A 16,092-nucleotide genomic window follows, 5' to 3' on the forward strand; every position below is an offset into this window, starting at 1 on the left:
ATCGCGCATGAACCAACAACTTTTCGCCGCCTTCATCGCCGGTGTCGCGCTCGCGCCGCTCACCGCGCACGCGCAGGACTTGGCGGCCGACGACGTCATCGTCACGGGTACGACCGCCACCGCGACCAAGACCGCCACGCCGCTCGTCGACATACCGCAGTCAGTAACGCTGCTGGACCGCCGACGGCTCGACGATCGCGCGTCGCGCACGCTCAACGAGGCGCTCGCCTATGTTCCCGGCGTGAACACCGGCAGCTACGGTTTCGACCCGCGCTTCGACGCTTTCTTCGTCCGCGGCTTTCAGGCGACCTACACCGGCGTGTTCCGCGACGGGCTGCGTCAGCTCAACAGTCCGCTCGGGCTGTGGCGCAACGAACCCTTTGGCATCGAGCGACTGGCGGTCGTACGCGGCCCCGCCTCGGTGCTGTACGGCGCGAGCGGCGCGGGCGGGCTGGTCGACGTCACCAGCAAGCGGCCGCGCGCCGAGCGCTTTGCCGAGGTGCAGGGCATGGTCGGCAGCTACGACCGGTATCAGCTCAACGCCGACGTCTCCGCGCCGATAAGCGACGATGTCGCGCTGCGGCTCACCGGCGTGGCCCGCGACAGCGGCACCTCGCTCGCGGGCTTCGACGACGACCGCTACTTCCTCGCGCCCGCCGCCACCGCGCGGCTGGGCGATGCTACCGATCTCACCGTGTTGGGCGAGTATATGCGGTCGCGCACGGGGGCGAGCGCGGCTTTCTACAACGACGCCGGCGGCGTGACCCGGATCCCGCTGAGCGACCCGCGCTTCAACGACCTGACCCATCGCCAGTGGCGCGCGGGCTACGCGCTGGAGCACCGCTTCGGCGACGCGGTGTCGTTCCACCAGAACCTGCGCGTGCAGGACGTCACCGTCGACATGGCCTATTCCTACGTCACTGACCCGACCGCGCCGATCACCCGCCTCGGCGCGCGCGCGGCGGACTGGACCAAGAGCGTCAACCTGGACGACCAGCTGCGCGCCGAGCTGACCACCGGCGCGGTACACCACCGGCTGCTGATCGGGCTCGACTTTAATGACGTTCGCTACCGCAGCGCCGAGGGCTTCGGCACCGCCCCGCTTACCGACACCAACCTGGCGCGTCCGCCGCTGGTGCCGACGACGCGCCAGCGCTTTTCCCAGATCGGCGTCTACGCGCAGGACGAAGTCGAGGCGGGCGCGCTCGGGCTTACCGCCGGCGTCCGCCACGATTGGCTCGACGCGCGCACCGATGTGCCCGCCGCGCCGACCATCGAGCGCGACGACCGTCGACTGAGCGGCCGCGTCGGCGCGACGCTGCGCGTGGCGAAGGGCGTAACACCCTATCTGAACTGGTCGACCTCGTTCGAGCCGAACGTCGGCCTGCTTCTCGACGGCACGCCGGCGCGGCCGACCGGCGCGCGGCAATATGAGGGTGGCGTCAAATGGAACCCGAGGAGCGGCGTGCTGCTCAGCGCTGCCGCGTTCGACATCCGCCAGCGCGACGGCGTCGTGTTCGACGCCTCGACCGGGATCAACCGCCAGGTCCAGCTCGATCTTCGCTCACGAGGTGCGGAGCTGGAAGCCTCCGCCCGCATCGCGGCCGGGCTCGACCTCACCGCGGCCTATGCGCTCACCGACATGCGCATCCGGCGCGGCGCGGCGGGTACGATCGGCAATCACCTGTCGGCGACACCGCGCCACAGCGGCTCGCTCTGGGCGGACTATGCGCCGGCGGGCCGGGGTTTCGGGCTCGGTGCGGGGATGCGCTACCTCGGGCCGAGTTGGGGCGATGACGCCAATGCGATCCAGAACCACGCGCGCACGTTCGCCGACGCGGTGATCCATTATGACGTGCCGTCGCGCGCGCCACTGCGGTTCCAACTCAACGCCACCAACCTGCTGGGCGCGGAGCCGGTCACCTGCGCGGCGGGCTTCTGCTACCGCGATCAGGGGCGAACCGTCTTGGCGAGCGCGCGCTACCGCTTCTGAGCGGTCGGCAGGGGTTCGCTGCCATGCCGCACGGTGCGTCCGGCGAATGGTCGCGCTCGCCACTCCCCCCGTTATCCTGAACTCGTCTCAGGATCCACCGCGCGGCGCACTCGGCGGCCGCGGCGCTCGCCGACGCGTGGATCCAGAAACAAGTTCAGAATGACGCCATGGATGATGCTGTGGCGGCGGCAAGAAGACGAAGTCGAACCGCGAGTTAGGGTCGATCCACGCTCCGGCCACCGCGCTCACGCCTCGCTGACGAGCAGCTTGTCGATCCGGCGTCCGTCGAGGTCGACCACCTCGAACTTCCAACCCTGCTCCTCGAAGCTCTCGCCCTCGGCAGGCAGCTTGCGGAACGCCGCCAGCGCCAGCCCGGCGACGGTGGCATAGTCGCGGTCCTCGGGCAGATCGATGCCGAGCCGCTCCGCCAGCGCGTCGGCCGCCATCGTCCCCGCGACCAGCAGCGAGCCGTCGTCGCGCTCGACCACGTTGGGCGCCTCATCGGGATCGGCGTCGGAGACGAACTCGCCCGCGATCGCGGCGAGCAGATCGGCCGGGGTCACGATCCCTTCGAAATGCCCGTATTCGTCGTGGATCAGCGCCATCGGCACCTCGGCGCGGCGTAGCGCGTCGAGCGCGTCCATCGCATCGATCTGGTCGACCACCACCGGCGCGCGCCGCATCAGCCGCGCCACGTCGAGCGTCTCGCCGCGGAACAGCGCCATCGCCACGTCGCGCGCCTGCACCACGCCGATGACCGAATCGATCGAGCCCTCCGCGACCGGCAGCCGGCTGTGCGCGACGTCGAGCAGCTTGGCGCGAATCGCGGCGTCGTCGAGCGAGACGTCGATCCACTCCACCTCGGTGCGCGGCGTCATCACCTCGCGCACCGGCCGATCGGCGAGCCGCACCACGCCCGAGATGATGGAGCGCTCATGCTCCTCGATCACGCCAGACTTGCTCGCCTCGGCGACGATCAGGTGCAGCTCCTCCGCGGTGACCTGATCCTCGTTCTCGCGCGTCAGCCCGAGCAGGCGGAAGGCCAGCGCACTGGTCGAGTCGAGCAGCCACACGATCGGCTTGGTGAAGCGCGCCAGATAGGCCATCGGCAGCGCGATCAGCGCCGCCACGGTCTCCGGTTTGCGCAGCGCGAACTGCTTGGGGACGAGTTCGCCGACGATCAGCGAGGCATAGGTGGTGAGCCCGATCACGAGGATATAGCCGAGCCGCTCGGCCGCTGCATGACCCAGCCCGAGCGCCTCGAGCCGTGCCGCGGTGGGCGTGCCGAGGCTCGCGCCGGAATAGGCGCCCGCGACGATGCCGATCAGCGTGATGCCGATCTGGACAGTGGAGAGGAACTTGCCGGGATCCGCGGCCAGCTCGATCGCCGTGGCGGCGCCGCGCCGGCCGCTGCGCGCCATCGCCTCCAGCCGCGCCCGGCGCGCGGACACGATCGCCAGCTCGCTCATCGCGAACACGCCGTTGAGCGCGACCAGCGCCAGGATGATGACGACGTCGATCCAGGGGAACGGCGGTAGCATGTTCGTGGCGCCCTCTTGGCGGTAAAGCGTGCGCGCGACAATCCGCAAAGTGGCGGTTCGCTCCGTCATCGCGCATTCAGCGTGGCAGGAACAATGGTCGCGCGCGTCGGGTTGTCCGGCATTGATCTGGGGAAAGGGAAACGCATGAAGCTCTCGTCGAAGCTGGTCGCCGCCGTCTCCGCGCTGTCGCTGGTCTCGGTCGCGGCGTGCACCACCGATCCGGAGACGGGCGAGCGACGCATGTCGAAGACCGCGATCGGCGGGCTGGGTGGCGCGCTCGGCGGCTATCTGCTCGGTGACCTCGTCGGCGGGCGGCGCGACCGGACCGAGAAGATCATCGGCGCGGGCCTCGGCGGGATCGCGGGCGCGGGCGTGGGCGCGTACATGGACAAGCAGGAGCGCGAGATGCGCGAGCGCACCCGCGGCACCGACGTGCAGGTGACGCGCCAGGGCGACGATCTGCTGCTCAACATTCCGTCGGGGATCAACTTCGCGTATAACTCGGCGAACGTGCAGCCGCAGTTTCGCGGCACGCTCGACAAGGTAGCGAGCGTGCTGGCGGATTACCCGCAGACCTATATCGACGTGTACGGCCACACCGACTCGACCGGCAGCGATTCGTACAACCAGGACCTGTCGGAGCGGCGCGCGACCTCGGTGGCGGACTATCTGTCGAGCCACGGCGTGCAGGCGGCGCGAATCGCGACGCGCGGCTTCGGCGAGACCCAGCCGATCGAAACCAACGACACCGAGCAGGGCCGCGCCGCGAACCGGCGCGTAGAGATCAAGGTGGTGCCGATCTCGCAGAATGACGTGCCGCCGCGCTGAGGTGGCGGCGGCGAGGCGCGGCCGGTGCGGCCGCGCCGGTGCACCCGCGACCCTGGGCCCCTGTCTGCGCAGGAGCACGGCCCCCCCCCGGCGGCGCGCGCGCCCGATCAGCGCGGCGACAGCAGCTTGGTCCAGCGCGCGTCGAGCCGCGCCTGCGCGCTGGTACGCGGCACGCGCGTCACGAGCGAGAGCCCGCGCAGGCTGATGCTGTGGCCGCTGAACAGATGGCCGCTGATCGAATAGCCGATGTCATAGAGCGCGACATCCTCGTGCGGTGCACCGTCGACGAGGTAGCGCGTGACGATCGCCACCGGCATCTGCTCGTCGCCGCGGCTGTCGTCGGGGCGGTGGGCCCCGGCGCGCGCCTTCTTCAGCGCACCCTCGAACCAGTCCCCCTCGATCCGCGGCTCGCCCGTGGTCTCGACCGGGTCGAGCCCGAGCGCGGAAGGGAACAGCAGGGTCTGGCTCTGCACTGACTGCGCCTCCGCGGCCGGTCGCAGCGTGAGTCGGTCCTTCGACGCCGCCGATGCCACCAGCGTCAGCGTGGCCGCGCGCGAGGAGGCGCGCGTCGATTCCTCGGCCTTGGCGACCTTGTCGTCGCGCCGGTCGCTCCAATTGCTCCACAGGGTCAGCGCCGAGATCAGCACCGCCGCCAGCGCGAGCACCTCGCCCAAGGTGATCCAGCGGCGTCGGATCGCCGCCGCCTCGACCGCGCGCTTCTCGGCGCGGGTGCCGGCGTCATCGTTCCGGTTCGGTGGCAGCTCGCTCATGCCTCGCCTTCGATCATCGCGCGCGACCCGGGTCAAGCGGGCACGGCGCGCCGCGCGACCCGGACCGGCCGCGAATTCTTCGCAACGTGCTCTATATACGGCCGTATATAGCGTCGTTATGGCGCGACGTGTCGCGGACGGGGCCGAACCCGCCGCCGAAGGGGTTCCGCTGCATGTCGATCCGTCTCTCTGCCCTGCTGCTTACCGCGGCGGCGCCGCTCGTCGCGCTTCCCGCCGTCGGCCAGTCGCTGCCCGCCCCCGGCGCCACCACGCAGGGCGAGGAGGATGACGCGACGGACGGCCTGGCCGACGTGACCGTCACCGCACGGCGGCGCGCCGAGAACGCGCAGCGCGTGCCGGCGGCGCTGTCGGTGGTGGGCGGCGCGCTGCTTGACCAGAGCTACACGGTGAACACACAGGGGCTGACGACACTGATCCCCAGCCTCAACTATTCCTCGGCCAACCCGCGTAACACTGCCTTCACGATCCGCGGGCTCGGCTCCAGCGTCGTCGCGGTGAGCCAGGCCAACGACGGGCTGGAGCCCGGCGTCGGCTTCTACGTCGACCAGGTCTATCACGCGCGCCCCGCCACCGCGGCGTTCGACTTCGCCGACATCGAGCAGGTCGAGGAGCTGCGCGGGCCGCAGGGGACGCTGTTCGGCAAGAACACCACCGCGGGCGCGCTCAACATCACCACGCGCGCGCCGAGCTTCACCCAGGAGGGTTTCGCCGAGCTGTCCTACGGCGAGTACAACTTCGCCCAGGCGAAGGGCTGGGTGTCCGGGCCGATCACCGACAGCATCGCCTACCGGATCTCGGGCGTGTCGACCCGGCGCGACGGCGTGATCGACAACGTGCGCACCGGACGCGACACCAACACGCTCGGCACGCAGGCGGTGCGCGGGCAGCTGCTGTTCAAGCCCGACGACACCATCCAGATGCGCGTGATCGCCGACTTCACCAACTTCCAGGCCTATTGCTGCGGGCAGGTCTATCTGCGCACGGGCACGAGCCTGCGCGCCGCGAACCGCCAGTTCGGCGGCCCCAACGGCCTCGCCGCACAGTTCGGCTATGCGCCCGCCAGCACCAATCCTTATGATCGCAAGACCGACATCGACGGGCCGCTCGGCGTCGACACCAACGAGGGCGGCGTCAGTGCGATCACGGACTGGAACCTCGGCTTCGCCACGCTGACCTCCGTCACCGCCTGGCGCTTCTGGAATTGGGACGCGGAGAACGACCGCGACTACACCGGCCTTCCGGTGCAGCTGTCGCAGCACATCCCCTCGCGGCAGGACCAGTACAGCCAGGAGCTGCGGCTCGCCTCGAATGGCGCCGGACCGCTGTCCTATGTCGTCGGCCTCTACGGCTTTCGCCAGCGGCTCACCGGACGCCCCATCAGCATCTACGGCCCAGCCGCGGCGCGCTACCTGATCGGCACGACCACCGGCGCCAACAACACGCCGGTGCCGTCCAACCTGCTCGACGGCTACGGCCAGGACGGGCGCACCGACTTCCGCAGCCTCAGCTACGCCGCCTTCGGCGAGGTCAATTACCGCATTATCCCTACGGTCACCGCCACGCTCGGGCTGCGCTACACGCAGGAAGACAAGGATGGCTATTACACCACCACCGTCTCGGGCGGTCCCGCGACCACGAGCACCGCGCTGATCAACGCGCGGCTCGGCGTGCTGCGACCGCAGCGCTACGAGGCACACGACAGCGACGGCAGCCTCTCGGGCCGCGGCAATCTCGCCTGGCAGGTGACCGAGCAGACCATGGCCTATGCGAGCTACGCGCGCGGCTTCAAGTCGGGCGGGATCAACATGTCCGGCCTGCCGCTCGACAACAACAACCGGCCGGTGCTCGCCACCGCGGTGGTGCGGCCCGAGCGCAACGAGACCTACGAGGTCGGGGTCAAGAACACGCTGTTCGACCGCCGGCTGATCCTCAACGTCGACGCCTTCTACACCAAGGTGCACGACTTCCAGGCGACCGTGGTCGAGAACTCGCTGACGCAGACGGTGCAGCTGCGCGGCTATCTCTCGAACATCCCCGAGGTGACGGTGAAGGGCGTCGAGGCCGACGTCACCGCGCTGATCCTGCCGGGGCTGAGCGCGCGCACCAGCGCGGCCTATTCCGAGGGCGCTTACAGCGACTATCCCGCCGGCCCCTGCCCGCTCGAGGTGCAGACCGCGGCGACCGCGCAGTGCAGCCTCACCGGCCGCCGGCTCGCCTCGCTGCCGCGCTTCGCCATCACCGCCGGGCTCGACTATGTCCGCCCGGTCGGCGGCGGCGCGCTGACGCTCCACGTCGATACCGCGTCGCGCAGCGGCTACAATGGCGATCCCGGCCTCTCGCGCTTCACCTATATCCGCGGCTACAATCTGACCAACGCCAACATCGGCTATCGCTTCGCCGACGGGCTGGAGTTGATCGTCTGGGCGCGCAACCTGCTCGACGCCGACTACATCCAGAACCTGACGATCCAGGCGGGCAACTCCGGCCTGATCCTCGGCAGCCCGAGCGATCCGCGGACGATCGGTGGAACAATGCGCTTTAGCCTGTGAGCGCCGAAGCGCAACGATCGCTGGGCAACTTCCCTGACATCTGGTAAGGCCAATCCCGACCGGCATAGCCGGCTAGGACAGGGAGGGTGAGGATGGCGGCATGGTCTCGTCGCGGCGCATGGGCGCTGCTGGTCTCGTCCACGCTGGCGGGGCCGCTCGCGGCACAGGCGCCGGCGCCGCTCGCCTGGATGGCGCCCACCCTGGTCGAGCAGCAGCGGACCGCGCGATCGGACGATGCGCGCGAGGCGGTCGCGCGCGAGCGCGCGCGCGCGCTGGTCGGCGCGATGACGCTGCCGCAGAAGATGCAGCAGCTCACCGGCAGCAAGCCTTCGGTCCTGCCCGAGTTGCCCACCTGCTTCGGGGCGCGGCACGTCGACGGCATCGCCGCGCTGGCGATCCCCACCTTCCGCATCACCAACGGCCCGGTCGGCGTCGGCCAGAACGACTGCGTCTCGCTCGCGGTGCGCGACTCGATGAGCTCGGACCGGCGCTCGATGTTCCGCGCCTACAGCGATCCCAGCTCGGCCAAGGCGACGGCGCTGCCCTCCGGCATGGCGGTCGCCGCCTCGTTCGACCCGCGCGTCGCCGCCGATTTCGGCGCGGTGATCGCACGCGAGATGAACGACCTCGCGCTTCACGTCTTCGAGGCGCCGGGGATGAATCTGGCGCGGTTGCCGATCCTGGGGCGCAACTTCGAGTATTTCGGCGAAGACCCCTTTCTCGCCGGCACCATGGCAGTGGCCGAGATCCGTGCGGTCCAGGCCGGCAACATCATCGCCATGGCCAAGCATTTCGTCGCCAACGAACAGGAGACGAACCGCATGACGATCCAGGAGAACGTCGATGAGCAGGTTCTGCGCGAGCTGTACCTGATCCCGTTCGAGATGAGCGTCAAGGACGCCAAGGTAGCCGCGGTCATGTGCTCGTACAATTTCCTCAACGGTCTGCAGGCATGCGCCAACAAGCCGATGCTGATGGGGGTCCTTCGCGACGATTGGGGCTTCACCGGCTACGTCCAGACCGACTTCTTCGCGCAGAAAAGCACCGCGCCCGCGCTGGACGCGGGGCTTGACCACGAGATGCCGACGCCGATCCACTGGGCGCCCGACAAGCTCACTGCCGCGCTCGCCGAGAACGCGATCGCGCCGGCGCAGATCGATCGCGCGCTGGAGCGCCGCTACACGCAGATGTTCAAGGCCGGCGTGTTTGACCGCGCGCTGCGCCAGTCGCCGATCGACTATGCCGCCGGCGGACGAGCCGCACGCTCGATCGGCGCGCGCGCCGCGGTGCTGCTCCAGAACAACGGCGCGCTTCCGCTGCCGCGGACCGCGCGCACGATCGCGCTGGTCGGCAAGGCGAGCCAACCCTATGCGCAGCAGGCCATCGCGGGCGGCGCGATCCTAGGCAAGCCGATGGGCGCGGGCGGCGGCAGCTCGGACGTGGTACCCGCCTACACGGTCACGCCGATCGACGGCCTGCGCGCCGGACTGCGCGCGGCCGGCCGCGCCGACGCGGCGGTCAGCCTGATCCTGGTCGACGACGCCAACCGCGCCGCCACGATCGATGGCGAGGCGGTGGCGTTCGACGCCGCGCTCGCGCGGATCGCCGCGGCCGACGCGGTGGTGGTGATGGCGGGCACCAACGCCGAAGAAGGCGCCGACCGCGCCAGCTTCACGCGCAAGGACGGGCACGAACTCGCCCAGCCCGCCGCGGCCGGCCTGTCGCTCGACTGGTACGTCGCCAAGCCGAGCGCGATTGCCACCGCCGATGGCGAGCCCGCGAACCCCGCCGCCTCGAGCGGGACGGTGGCGATGCTCGCCGCGATCCTGGCGGCGCGCTCGACCACCGCGGCGACGATGCCGGCCAAGACCGTGCTGGTGCTCAAGGACAATGCCAGCGTCGCGCTGGATCCGGCGCTCCTCGGCGCGACCGGCCCGTCGATCCTCGAGGTCTGGTTCCCCGGCCAGGAAGACGGCGGTATCGTCGCCGACCTGCTGCTCGGCCGCGCCGAACCGACCGGGCGCCTGCCGGTCACGTTCCCGATCGCCGGACACGGCTTCCTCGACTCGATCGCGCCCGCGCAATTCCCCGGCATCCCCGCGGGCGACGGCAAGACTCAGACGGTGACCTACAGCGAGGGGCTGGAGATCGGCTACCGCTGGTATGACTCGCACTGCGCCTCGACGCCGTGCGTCGCTTTCCCGTTCGGCTACGGCCTGTCGTACACGCGCTTCGCCAGCGAGGCGCCGCGGCTCGAGCCTATTGGCGAGGACAAGGTACTGCGCGCGAGCGTCACGGTACGCAACACCGGCGCGCGGCCCGGGACCGAGGTGGTGCAGGCCTATCTGTCGCTGCCGCCCAGCGCCGACGCGGTGGGCGCGCGCCAGCCGCCGCGTCGGTTGGTGGGGTTCGAGCGGGTCACGCTCGCGCCCGGCGAGTCGCGGCGCGTGACGGTCACTGTCGACCCTGCGGCGAGCCATCATCCGATGAGCGTGTGGAGCAAGGCCCAGCACACCTGGGTGACGCCGCGCGGCCGCTACATGCTGCGGCTCGGCACCTCGTCCGCGCTCGGCGACTTGGTCGAGGCGGGCAGCGTCACGCGCTGACTGGTCCTCAAACGAGAAGGAGGACGGCGCCGCGGGGCGCCGTCCTCCCTTGCTCCAGGATCGGCGGCGGTGCCGCCGACGTGGATCAGATCGCCTGGCTGAAGCGCACCGCGGTGCGGCGGCGACGCATCGCATAGCCGACCACGCCGAAGCCCATGATCATCATCGCCCAGGTCGCCGGCTCGGGCACCGCCGAGTTGACCGGGGTGAAGGTGGCCTGGCCGCCGTACGCGCCGTTGCCGCGCGACAGGCCGGTGACGACGAGCTTGTTCAGCTGGCCGGCCACGATCGGCACGTTGTTGATGAAGGCAACCTCGAACGCGCCGCCCGCGGTCTTGGTGATGGTCGCCGCGATGTCATTGATCGTCACCGAGGTGAAGTCGAGATCGTTGGCCGAGAAAAGGTCGGTCACGCTGGTGGTCACCGTGCCGCTGCCCAGACCGTTGGTCGGCAGGGTGAAGGTGAAGGTGTCGGTGAAGGTACCCGCCTTGAGGCCCTCGACGCGGAACGCGCCCGAGAAGGTGCCGTTCGGGCCGGCGGTCGCCTGGAAGTTGGGCGAGCCGACCGGATAGGTGGCGGCTTCGGCCGAAACGGCGCCCAGCGCAGCGGCGGCCGCCATGGTGATGGCAACGAGGCTTTTCATAGGAACTCCCTTTGATTCGAGTCGGCCTGATTTCATCTGCCTGGCCGCGATATGACACAGCCGCTCCGGAAGGATGAACAAAAAATTAACGATAGCTGCTCCCATTCGGGGCATTTGCGTTGCAACAAAAAAACGTTGCGTTGCGGAACTTCCGCGTGGCCGGCCCGAGCGTCCATCCGAGAAATCGCACGACTCACCTTTCGCCGCCTCGGACCGACTAGGACCTGTTAACTAAATCTGCTCTAGCGAGAACGCCGTAACGAACTCGCTCAACGTGCCGATGAAACACGAACGATAAAACCAGGGGTCCAATCTAGTTCTGATGCGGATCAGTCGTGCGCCTGTCCTGGCGGTGGCTGAGAGGATTAGCCTGTTAGTGATGTACGTACGGCATCTGGCAATCGCTGCTGGATATCGAGCGGGATAGTGTGTCTGCGGCGACCATCGCGTCCGCGGCGATGAGAGCGCATGTCCAATATTCAACTGCCCAACCGGTTCCTCGATCCAAAGGTGATGTATGCCTCCACGCTCCCTTGACCTGGGCCGACACATCGACGGCTCATCTGCTAATCTGCTTGAGAGCACGTTGGCTCCACTCCGCCAGGCGTTCCACTTCTCGACCATGATCGCGGGCAACGACGGACAGAATCACGCGCTGGTGATCAAGGTCGCCGCCGGTGAGGCCGACCGCGCCGCAGCACGATCGCTGCTCAACAAGCGCTACGGCTGGCGCGGCTACGGTGAGTCGCACAGCATCCCGACCAGCGCGACCCACTCGACCTTCACCGCCTTCATCGACGGCGAGCTGGTCGGCACGCTCACGCTCGGGGTGGACTCGTCCGCCGGAATGGAGATCGATCACACCTTCCGCAACGAGCTCAACACCTATCGCCGCGTGCCCGGCGCGCAGCTGTGTGAGCTGACCAAGTTCGCGTTCGAGACGTCGGTGCAGTCTAAGGCAATCCTCGCCGCTTTCTTCCACTTCATCTTCATCTACGGCGAGTGCCGCTACGACTGCACCGACCTGTTCATCGAGGTGAACCCGCGTCATCGCCGCTTCTACGAGGCGATGCTCGGTTTCGACCGCGTCGGCGGGCTGAAGGAGAATGAAGGGGTCGGCGCGCCGTCGCAGCTGATGCACCTGGAAGTGGCGCAGATTCGTGCGCAGGTCGCCGACTATACGCGCGCGGCCGGCGGCGTCAGCGAGCGCTCGCTCTACCCCTTCTTCCTCTCGGGTGAGATCGAGAGCGACGTGCGGCTGAAGATGGAGCGCGGCGGCCTCTCCGCCTCGCAGGCGCATCGCGCCGCGGCGATCGCGAGCCAGCGGCAGCCGAACGCGATCGACGCCGGCGCGACGATCGGCCACGCCTGAGGGATAAAGGCCGGCGGTCATGTCGCCGCTGGATCCGCGATGGTCTGCTCGTCGCAGCTCGACGGACCTTCCCGCTCGCGAAGCTCGGTCGTCTCGCAGTTCCGCCGGCGATTGACTTGAAGTTAGTCTGACGCGGCTCGACCCGAGCTCGATCGCGCACTAGGAGCGGCGCCGATCGCGCGATGGGGCATGGCGAGGGATGGCGCTTCACACCTGGTGGCTGTTCGTAGGGGCTGTGCTCCTGCTCTCGGGAACGCCGGGACCCAACATGCTCCACGTCATGTCCCGCTCGGTGCAGCTGGGCCTGCGGCGCAGCGTCGCGGCGATGGCGGGGTGCCTCGCCGCGGTCGTGTCGGTGCTCGCGGCGTCGGCCGCGGGTCTCTCCACGCTGCTCCTGGCGGTGCCTGGCGCGTTCGCGGTGCTGCGCTACGCCGGCGCCGCCTACCTCGTCTATCTCGGGATCAGGGCGTGGCGCGCCGAAGCGGCGCCGATCGATGTCGGCGCGGGCGAGTTGGTGGCGCGGGCATCGCGTGCGGCGCTGTTCCGCGGCGGCTTCGCGATCGGCATCAGCAATCCCAAGCTCATCCTGTTCGCCGCGGCGTTCCTGCCGCAATTCATCGATCCGGCGCGCGCCAAGCCGCCGCAATTCCTCCTGCTGGTGCTCAGCTTCGCGATGGTCGAGGCGGGCTGGTACGCGGCCTATGCGCTCGGCGGGCGATCGCTGGCGCGGTACCTGACCCGTCCGGCGATCCGCCGCGGGTTCGACCGGCTCACCGGCACGATCTTCATCGGCTTCGGCCTCGCGCTCCTTCGCGCCCGGCCGGCTTGATCAGCGCCGCGACGGAGGCCTACCGTCATCGCGGGGAGCGACGCACATGACGGACAGGATTGGAGTCGGACTGATCGGCTACGGCCTCGGCGGCCGCGCCTTCCACGCACCCTATCTCACGACGACGCCGGGGCTGGCGCTGCGCGCGATCGTCTCGCGCGATGCCGCCAAGGTCCATGCCGACTGGCCCAGAGCGCTGGTGCTCCCCGACGTGGCGGCGCTGCTCGCCGACGAGTCGACCGCGCTGGTCGTCGTTTCCAGCCCGGACCATCTCCACGCCGCGCATGCCGAGGCGGCGCTGGCGGCGGGCAAGCACGTGCTGGTCGACAAGCCGTTCGCCACATCGCTAGGCGAGGCGCGCGCGCTGATCGCGGCGTCCGAGCACGCCGGGCGGCTGCTCACCGTCTTCCACAACCGACGCTGGGATGCCGACTTCCTGACGCTGCGCGGGCTGATCGCGGATGGGGCGCTGGGCGAGGTGGTGAACTACGAGAGCCGCTTCGATCGCTGGCGGCCGGAGCCCGCGCCGACCTGGAAGGAGGCGCGTGCGGGCGGCTCGTGGCTCGATCTCGGGCCCCATCTGGTCGACCAGGCGCTGCTGCTGTTCGGCCGCCCGAGCGCGATCACCGCCGACATGGCGACGCTGCGCCGCGACGCGCCCGCCCCGGACTATTTCCAAGCGACGCTGCGCTATCCGGACAAGCGCGTGACGCTGCACTCGAGCAAGCTCGCCGCTGACCACGGCCTGCGCTTCACGGTCCACGGCACGCGCGGCAGCTGGGTCAAGCATGGGCTCGACCCACAGGAAGCGGCCACGGTCGCCGGTCAGCGGCCGGGCGGCGCCGACTGGGGCCATGACCCGCGCGACGGCTTGCTCACGCCCGGCGAACCGGGCGCTGCGACGACGCGCGTGCCCAACCGGCGCGGCGACTATCGCCTGTTCTGGTCGGCGCTGACGGCGGCGATCCGCGGCGAAGGGCCGAACCCCGTGCCGCCGCATGAGGCGCTCGGGGTGATGGAGGTGCTCGACGCCGGGCTGCGAAGCGCGGCGGAGCGGCGCGAGATCGCGCTCTGACACGGCGGATCGCTTTCCTCCGTCGCTCGCGCTGCTAGGCTAGCGCCAAAGAGGGAGAGAGATGCGCGCGATCCTGTTCACGGCGACACTGGCACTCGCGAGCGTCGGGAGCGCGGGCGCTCAACCCGCCGCCGATCCCCGATCCGCGGCAACACCGTTCCGGCTGGAAGGCCCGTTTGAGCTTCACTCGCGCGTCTACCCGGGCACGGTGCGGCGATATTGGGTCTATGTCCCACCGCGTTACGATCGCGGAAAGCCCCCAAACCTGCTGCTCTTCCAGGACGGCCAACGCGCGACCAACCCGACCGGCTCGCTCAGGGTGCCGGCGGTGCTTGACGCCTTGATCCGCGACAGCACGCTGCCGCCGACGCTCGGCATCTTCGTCACGCCGGGACATCGCGCCGCGGCCTATCCGACCGATCTCGGCATGCAGAACCCCGACCATCGCGTTGAGGAGTACGACTCGCTCTCGGACGATTACGCGCGCATGACGCTCGACGAGCTGCTGCCGGCGGTGGCGCGGCGCTGGCGGTTCGCCGATGATCCGCGTCGCCGTGCGATCGGCGGCACGTCGAGCGGGGCGATCGCCTCCTGGACGGTGGCGTGGCGACACCCGGAGGCGTTCGGCAACGTCCTCAGCTTCATCGGCAGCTACACCTCGATCGGCCTGCGGCTCGGCAGCGACGGCGCGCCGGTGGCGCTCGGCGGCGACGTCTATCCAGGGCTGATCCGCAAGTCGCCGATCCGCCCGATCCGCGTCTTCTTCCAGGACGGCAGCGCCGACCTCGACAACGAGCACGGCAACTGGTTTCTCGCCAACCAGCAGATGGTCAAGGCGCTCGCCTGGGCCAACGCGCATGCCGACGAGCAGCACCGGCCCGGTCCGCGCTACGACGTGCGATACCAGTGGACCGCGGGCGGCCATTCGGACGCGGACGGCGGCGCGCTGCTGCCCGAAGCGCTGCGCTGGATCTGGCGCGATCGGCCGGGGGCGCGGTGAGCGGGTGGAGCAGCGGTGAACGATCCGCCGCGCCGATCATTGAGCGGCGGTTCTCCCTTCTGCGATCCGGAGCGAATCGACCATGAAGACCAGCGGCAACACGATCCTGATGACCGGCGGCGGCAGCGGCATCGGCGAGGCGCTCGCGCATCGTTTCCATGACCGCGGCGACACCGTCATCATCGCCGGGCGCCGGCGCGAGGCGCTGGAACAGGCCGCGGCGGGTCGCGAGCGGATCCACACCGTCACGCTCGACGTCGAGGACGCCGCCGCGATCGACGCCTTCGCGCGCCAGATCGTCGACGACTTCCCAGCGCTCAACGTGCTGTTCAACAACGCCGGTATCATGAAGTTCGAGGATCTGACCGGGCGCCGCGACCTCGCCGACGCCGAGGCGACGGTCGCGATCAACCTGCTCGGTCCGATCCGCCTGACCGACGCGCTCATCGATCACCTCAGCGCGCAGCCCGACGCCGCGATCGTCACCGTCACTTCGGGGCTCGCGTACGTCCCGCTGGTGGCGGCGCCGACCTATTCGGCGACCAAGGCGGCGATCCACTCCTATACGGTCTCGCTGCGCACGCAGCTCGCGGGCAAGGTCGAGGTGATCGAGCTGGCGCCTCCGGGGGTGCAGACCGACCTGACGCCGGGCCAGGCCAACCGCCCGGGCTATATGCCGCTGGAGGCGTTCGCCGACGCGGTCGCCGCGCAGTTCGCGCAGCAGCCGACGCCGCGCGAGATCCTGGTCGACGAGGTGCAGTTTCTCCGTCAGGCCGAGCGCGAGGGCCGTTTCGATGAGACGTTGAAAACGCTCACCGAGCGTGCCGCGCAGCAGCGCGCCGCCGGCGGCTCCTGATCGCGCGCC

Annotated in this window: 12 protein-coding genes; 9 read left to right on the forward strand and 3 right to left on the reverse strand. The window is 69.6% G+C overall.

Features of this window, described 5'->3' with window-relative positions:
* Positions 1 to 7: 7 nt before the first annotated feature.
* A complete protein-coding gene (locus KZ820_RS05665) occupies positions 8 to 1,993 on the forward strand; it encodes a TonB-dependent siderophore receptor (protein WP_219747603.1) in 1,986 nt (661 codons plus the stop codon).
* Between the two features lie 245 nt (positions 1,994 to 2,238).
* On the opposite strand, the gene KZ820_RS05670 is transcribed toward KZ820_RS05665, so the two are convergent.
* Positions 2,239 to 3,534: a hemolysin family protein gene (locus KZ820_RS05670; RefSeq protein ID WP_219747604.1), complete on the reverse strand. Its 1,296-nt coding sequence runs from the start codon at positions 3,532 to 3,534 to the stop codon at positions 2,239 to 2,241.
* Positions 3,535 to 3,678: 144 nt separating this feature from the next.
* On the opposite strand from KZ820_RS05670, the gene KZ820_RS05675 reads away from it, so the two are divergent.
* A complete protein-coding gene (locus KZ820_RS05675) occupies positions 3,679 to 4,362 on the forward strand; it encodes a YiaD family glycine zipper/OmpA-like lipoprotein (RefSeq protein ID WP_219747605.1) in 684 nt (227 codons plus the stop codon).
* Between the two features lie 107 nt (positions 4,363 to 4,469).
* On the opposite strand, the gene KZ820_RS05680 is transcribed toward KZ820_RS05675, so the two are convergent.
* The gene (locus KZ820_RS05680; protein ID WP_219747606.1) at positions 4,470 to 5,132 is read right to left on the reverse strand and encodes a hypothetical protein; all 663 of its coding nucleotides are present in this window, start codon (positions 5,130 to 5,132) and stop codon (positions 4,470 to 4,472) included.
* A 173-nt stretch (positions 5,133 to 5,305) separates the two neighbouring features.
* Here KZ820_RS05680 and KZ820_RS05685 point away from each other — a divergent pair, with 173 nt between their 5' ends.
* Both KZ820_RS05685 and KZ820_RS05690 read left to right on the forward strand, forming a co-directional pair.
* Complete coding sequence (locus tag KZ820_RS05685; protein ID WP_219747607.1) at positions 5,306 to 7,702, forward strand: TonB-dependent receptor; 2,397 nt, start codon at positions 5,306 to 5,308, stop codon at positions 7,700 to 7,702.
* Between the two features lie 92 nt (positions 7,703 to 7,794).
* On the forward strand, positions 7,795 to 10,308 hold the full coding sequence (locus tag KZ820_RS05690) for a beta-glucosidase family protein (protein ID WP_219747608.1): 2,514 nt from the start codon (positions 7,795 to 7,797) through the stop codon (positions 10,306 to 10,308).
* Between the two features lie 85 nt (positions 10,309 to 10,393).
* Here KZ820_RS05690 and KZ820_RS05695 read toward each other — a convergent pair whose 3' ends face one another.
* Complete coding sequence (locus tag KZ820_RS05695; protein WP_219747609.1) at positions 10,394 to 10,951, reverse strand: FxDxF family PEP-CTERM protein; 558 nt, start codon at positions 10,949 to 10,951, stop codon at positions 10,394 to 10,396.
* Between the two features lie 586 nt (positions 10,952 to 11,537).
* Between KZ820_RS05695 and KZ820_RS05700 the strand changes: the two genes are divergently transcribed.
* The 5 genes from KZ820_RS05700 (at position 11,538) to KZ820_RS05720 (ending at position 16,083) form a co-directional block, all read left to right on the forward strand.
* Positions 11,538 to 12,323: an N-acyl amino acid synthase FeeM domain-containing protein gene (locus tag KZ820_RS05700; protein WP_219747610.1), complete on the forward strand. Its 786-nt coding sequence runs from the start codon at positions 11,538 to 11,540 to the stop codon at positions 12,321 to 12,323.
* Between the two features lie 199 nt (positions 12,324 to 12,522).
* Entirely contained in the window at positions 12,523 to 13,152 is a 630-nt protein-coding gene (locus KZ820_RS05705; RefSeq protein WP_219747611.1) for a LysE family translocator, read from the forward strand.
* Between the two features lie 46 nt (positions 13,153 to 13,198).
* Positions 13,199 to 14,227 carry an oxidoreductase gene (locus tag KZ820_RS05710; protein ID WP_219747612.1) on the forward strand — a complete coding sequence of 343 codons (1,029 nt, stop codon included), beginning with the start codon at positions 13,199 to 13,201 and terminating at the stop codon, positions 14,225 to 14,227.
* A 61-nt stretch (positions 14,228 to 14,288) separates the two neighbouring features.
* The gene (locus tag KZ820_RS05715) at positions 14,289 to 15,227 is read left to right on the forward strand and encodes an alpha/beta hydrolase (protein WP_219747613.1); all 939 of its coding nucleotides are present in this window, start codon (positions 14,289 to 14,291) and stop codon (positions 15,225 to 15,227) included.
* 82 nt (positions 15,228 to 15,309) lie between these two features.
* The gene (locus KZ820_RS05720) at positions 15,310 to 16,083 is read left to right on the forward strand and encodes an SDR family oxidoreductase (RefSeq protein WP_219747614.1); all 774 of its coding nucleotides are present in this window, start codon (positions 15,310 to 15,312) and stop codon (positions 16,081 to 16,083) included.
* The last annotated feature ends 9 nt before the right edge of the window (positions 16,084 to 16,092 follow it).

The organism is Sphingomonas citri (assembly GCF_019429485.1).
Taxonomy (GTDB): domain Bacteria; phylum Pseudomonadota; class Alphaproteobacteria; order Sphingomonadales; family Sphingomonadaceae; genus Sphingomonas; species Sphingomonas citri.

Coding starts and splice junctions, on each gene's coding strand:
- KZ820_RS05665 (WP_219747603.1), top strand. CDS start 8: ATGAACCAACAACTTTTCGCCGCCTTCATCGCCGGTGTCGCGCTCGCG.
- KZ820_RS05675 (WP_219747605.1), top strand. CDS start 3,679: ATGAAGCTCTCGTCGAAGCTGGTCGCCGCCGTCTCCGCGCTGTCGCTG.
- KZ820_RS05710 (WP_219747612.1), top strand. CDS start 13,199: ATGACGGACAGGATTGGAGTCGGACTGATCGGCTACGGCCTCGGCGGC.
- KZ820_RS05695 (WP_219747609.1), bottom strand. CDS start 10,951: ATGAAAAGCCTCGTTGCCATCACCATGGCGGCCGCCGCTGCGCTGGGC.
- KZ820_RS05690 (WP_219747608.1), top strand. CDS start 7,795: ATGGCGGCATGGTCTCGTCGCGGCGCATGGGCGCTGCTGGTCTCGTCC.
- KZ820_RS05715 (WP_219747613.1), top strand. CDS start 14,289: ATGCGCGCGATCCTGTTCACGGCGACACTGGCACTCGCGAGCGTCGGG.
- KZ820_RS05705 (WP_219747611.1), top strand. CDS start 12,523: ATGGCGCTTCACACCTGGTGGCTGTTCGTAGGGGCTGTGCTCCTGCTC.
- KZ820_RS05680 (WP_219747606.1), bottom strand. CDS start 5,132: ATGAGCGAGCTGCCACCGAACCGGAACGATGACGCCGGCACCCGCGCC.
- KZ820_RS05685 (WP_219747607.1), top strand. CDS start 5,306: ATGTCGATCCGTCTCTCTGCCCTGCTGCTTACCGCGGCGGCGCCGCTC.
- KZ820_RS05720 (WP_219747614.1), top strand. CDS start 15,310: ATGAAGACCAGCGGCAACACGATCCTGATGACCGGCGGCGGCAGCGGC.
- KZ820_RS05670 (WP_219747604.1), bottom strand. CDS start 3,534: ATGCTACCGCCGTTCCCCTGGATCGACGTCGTCATCATCCTGGCGCTG.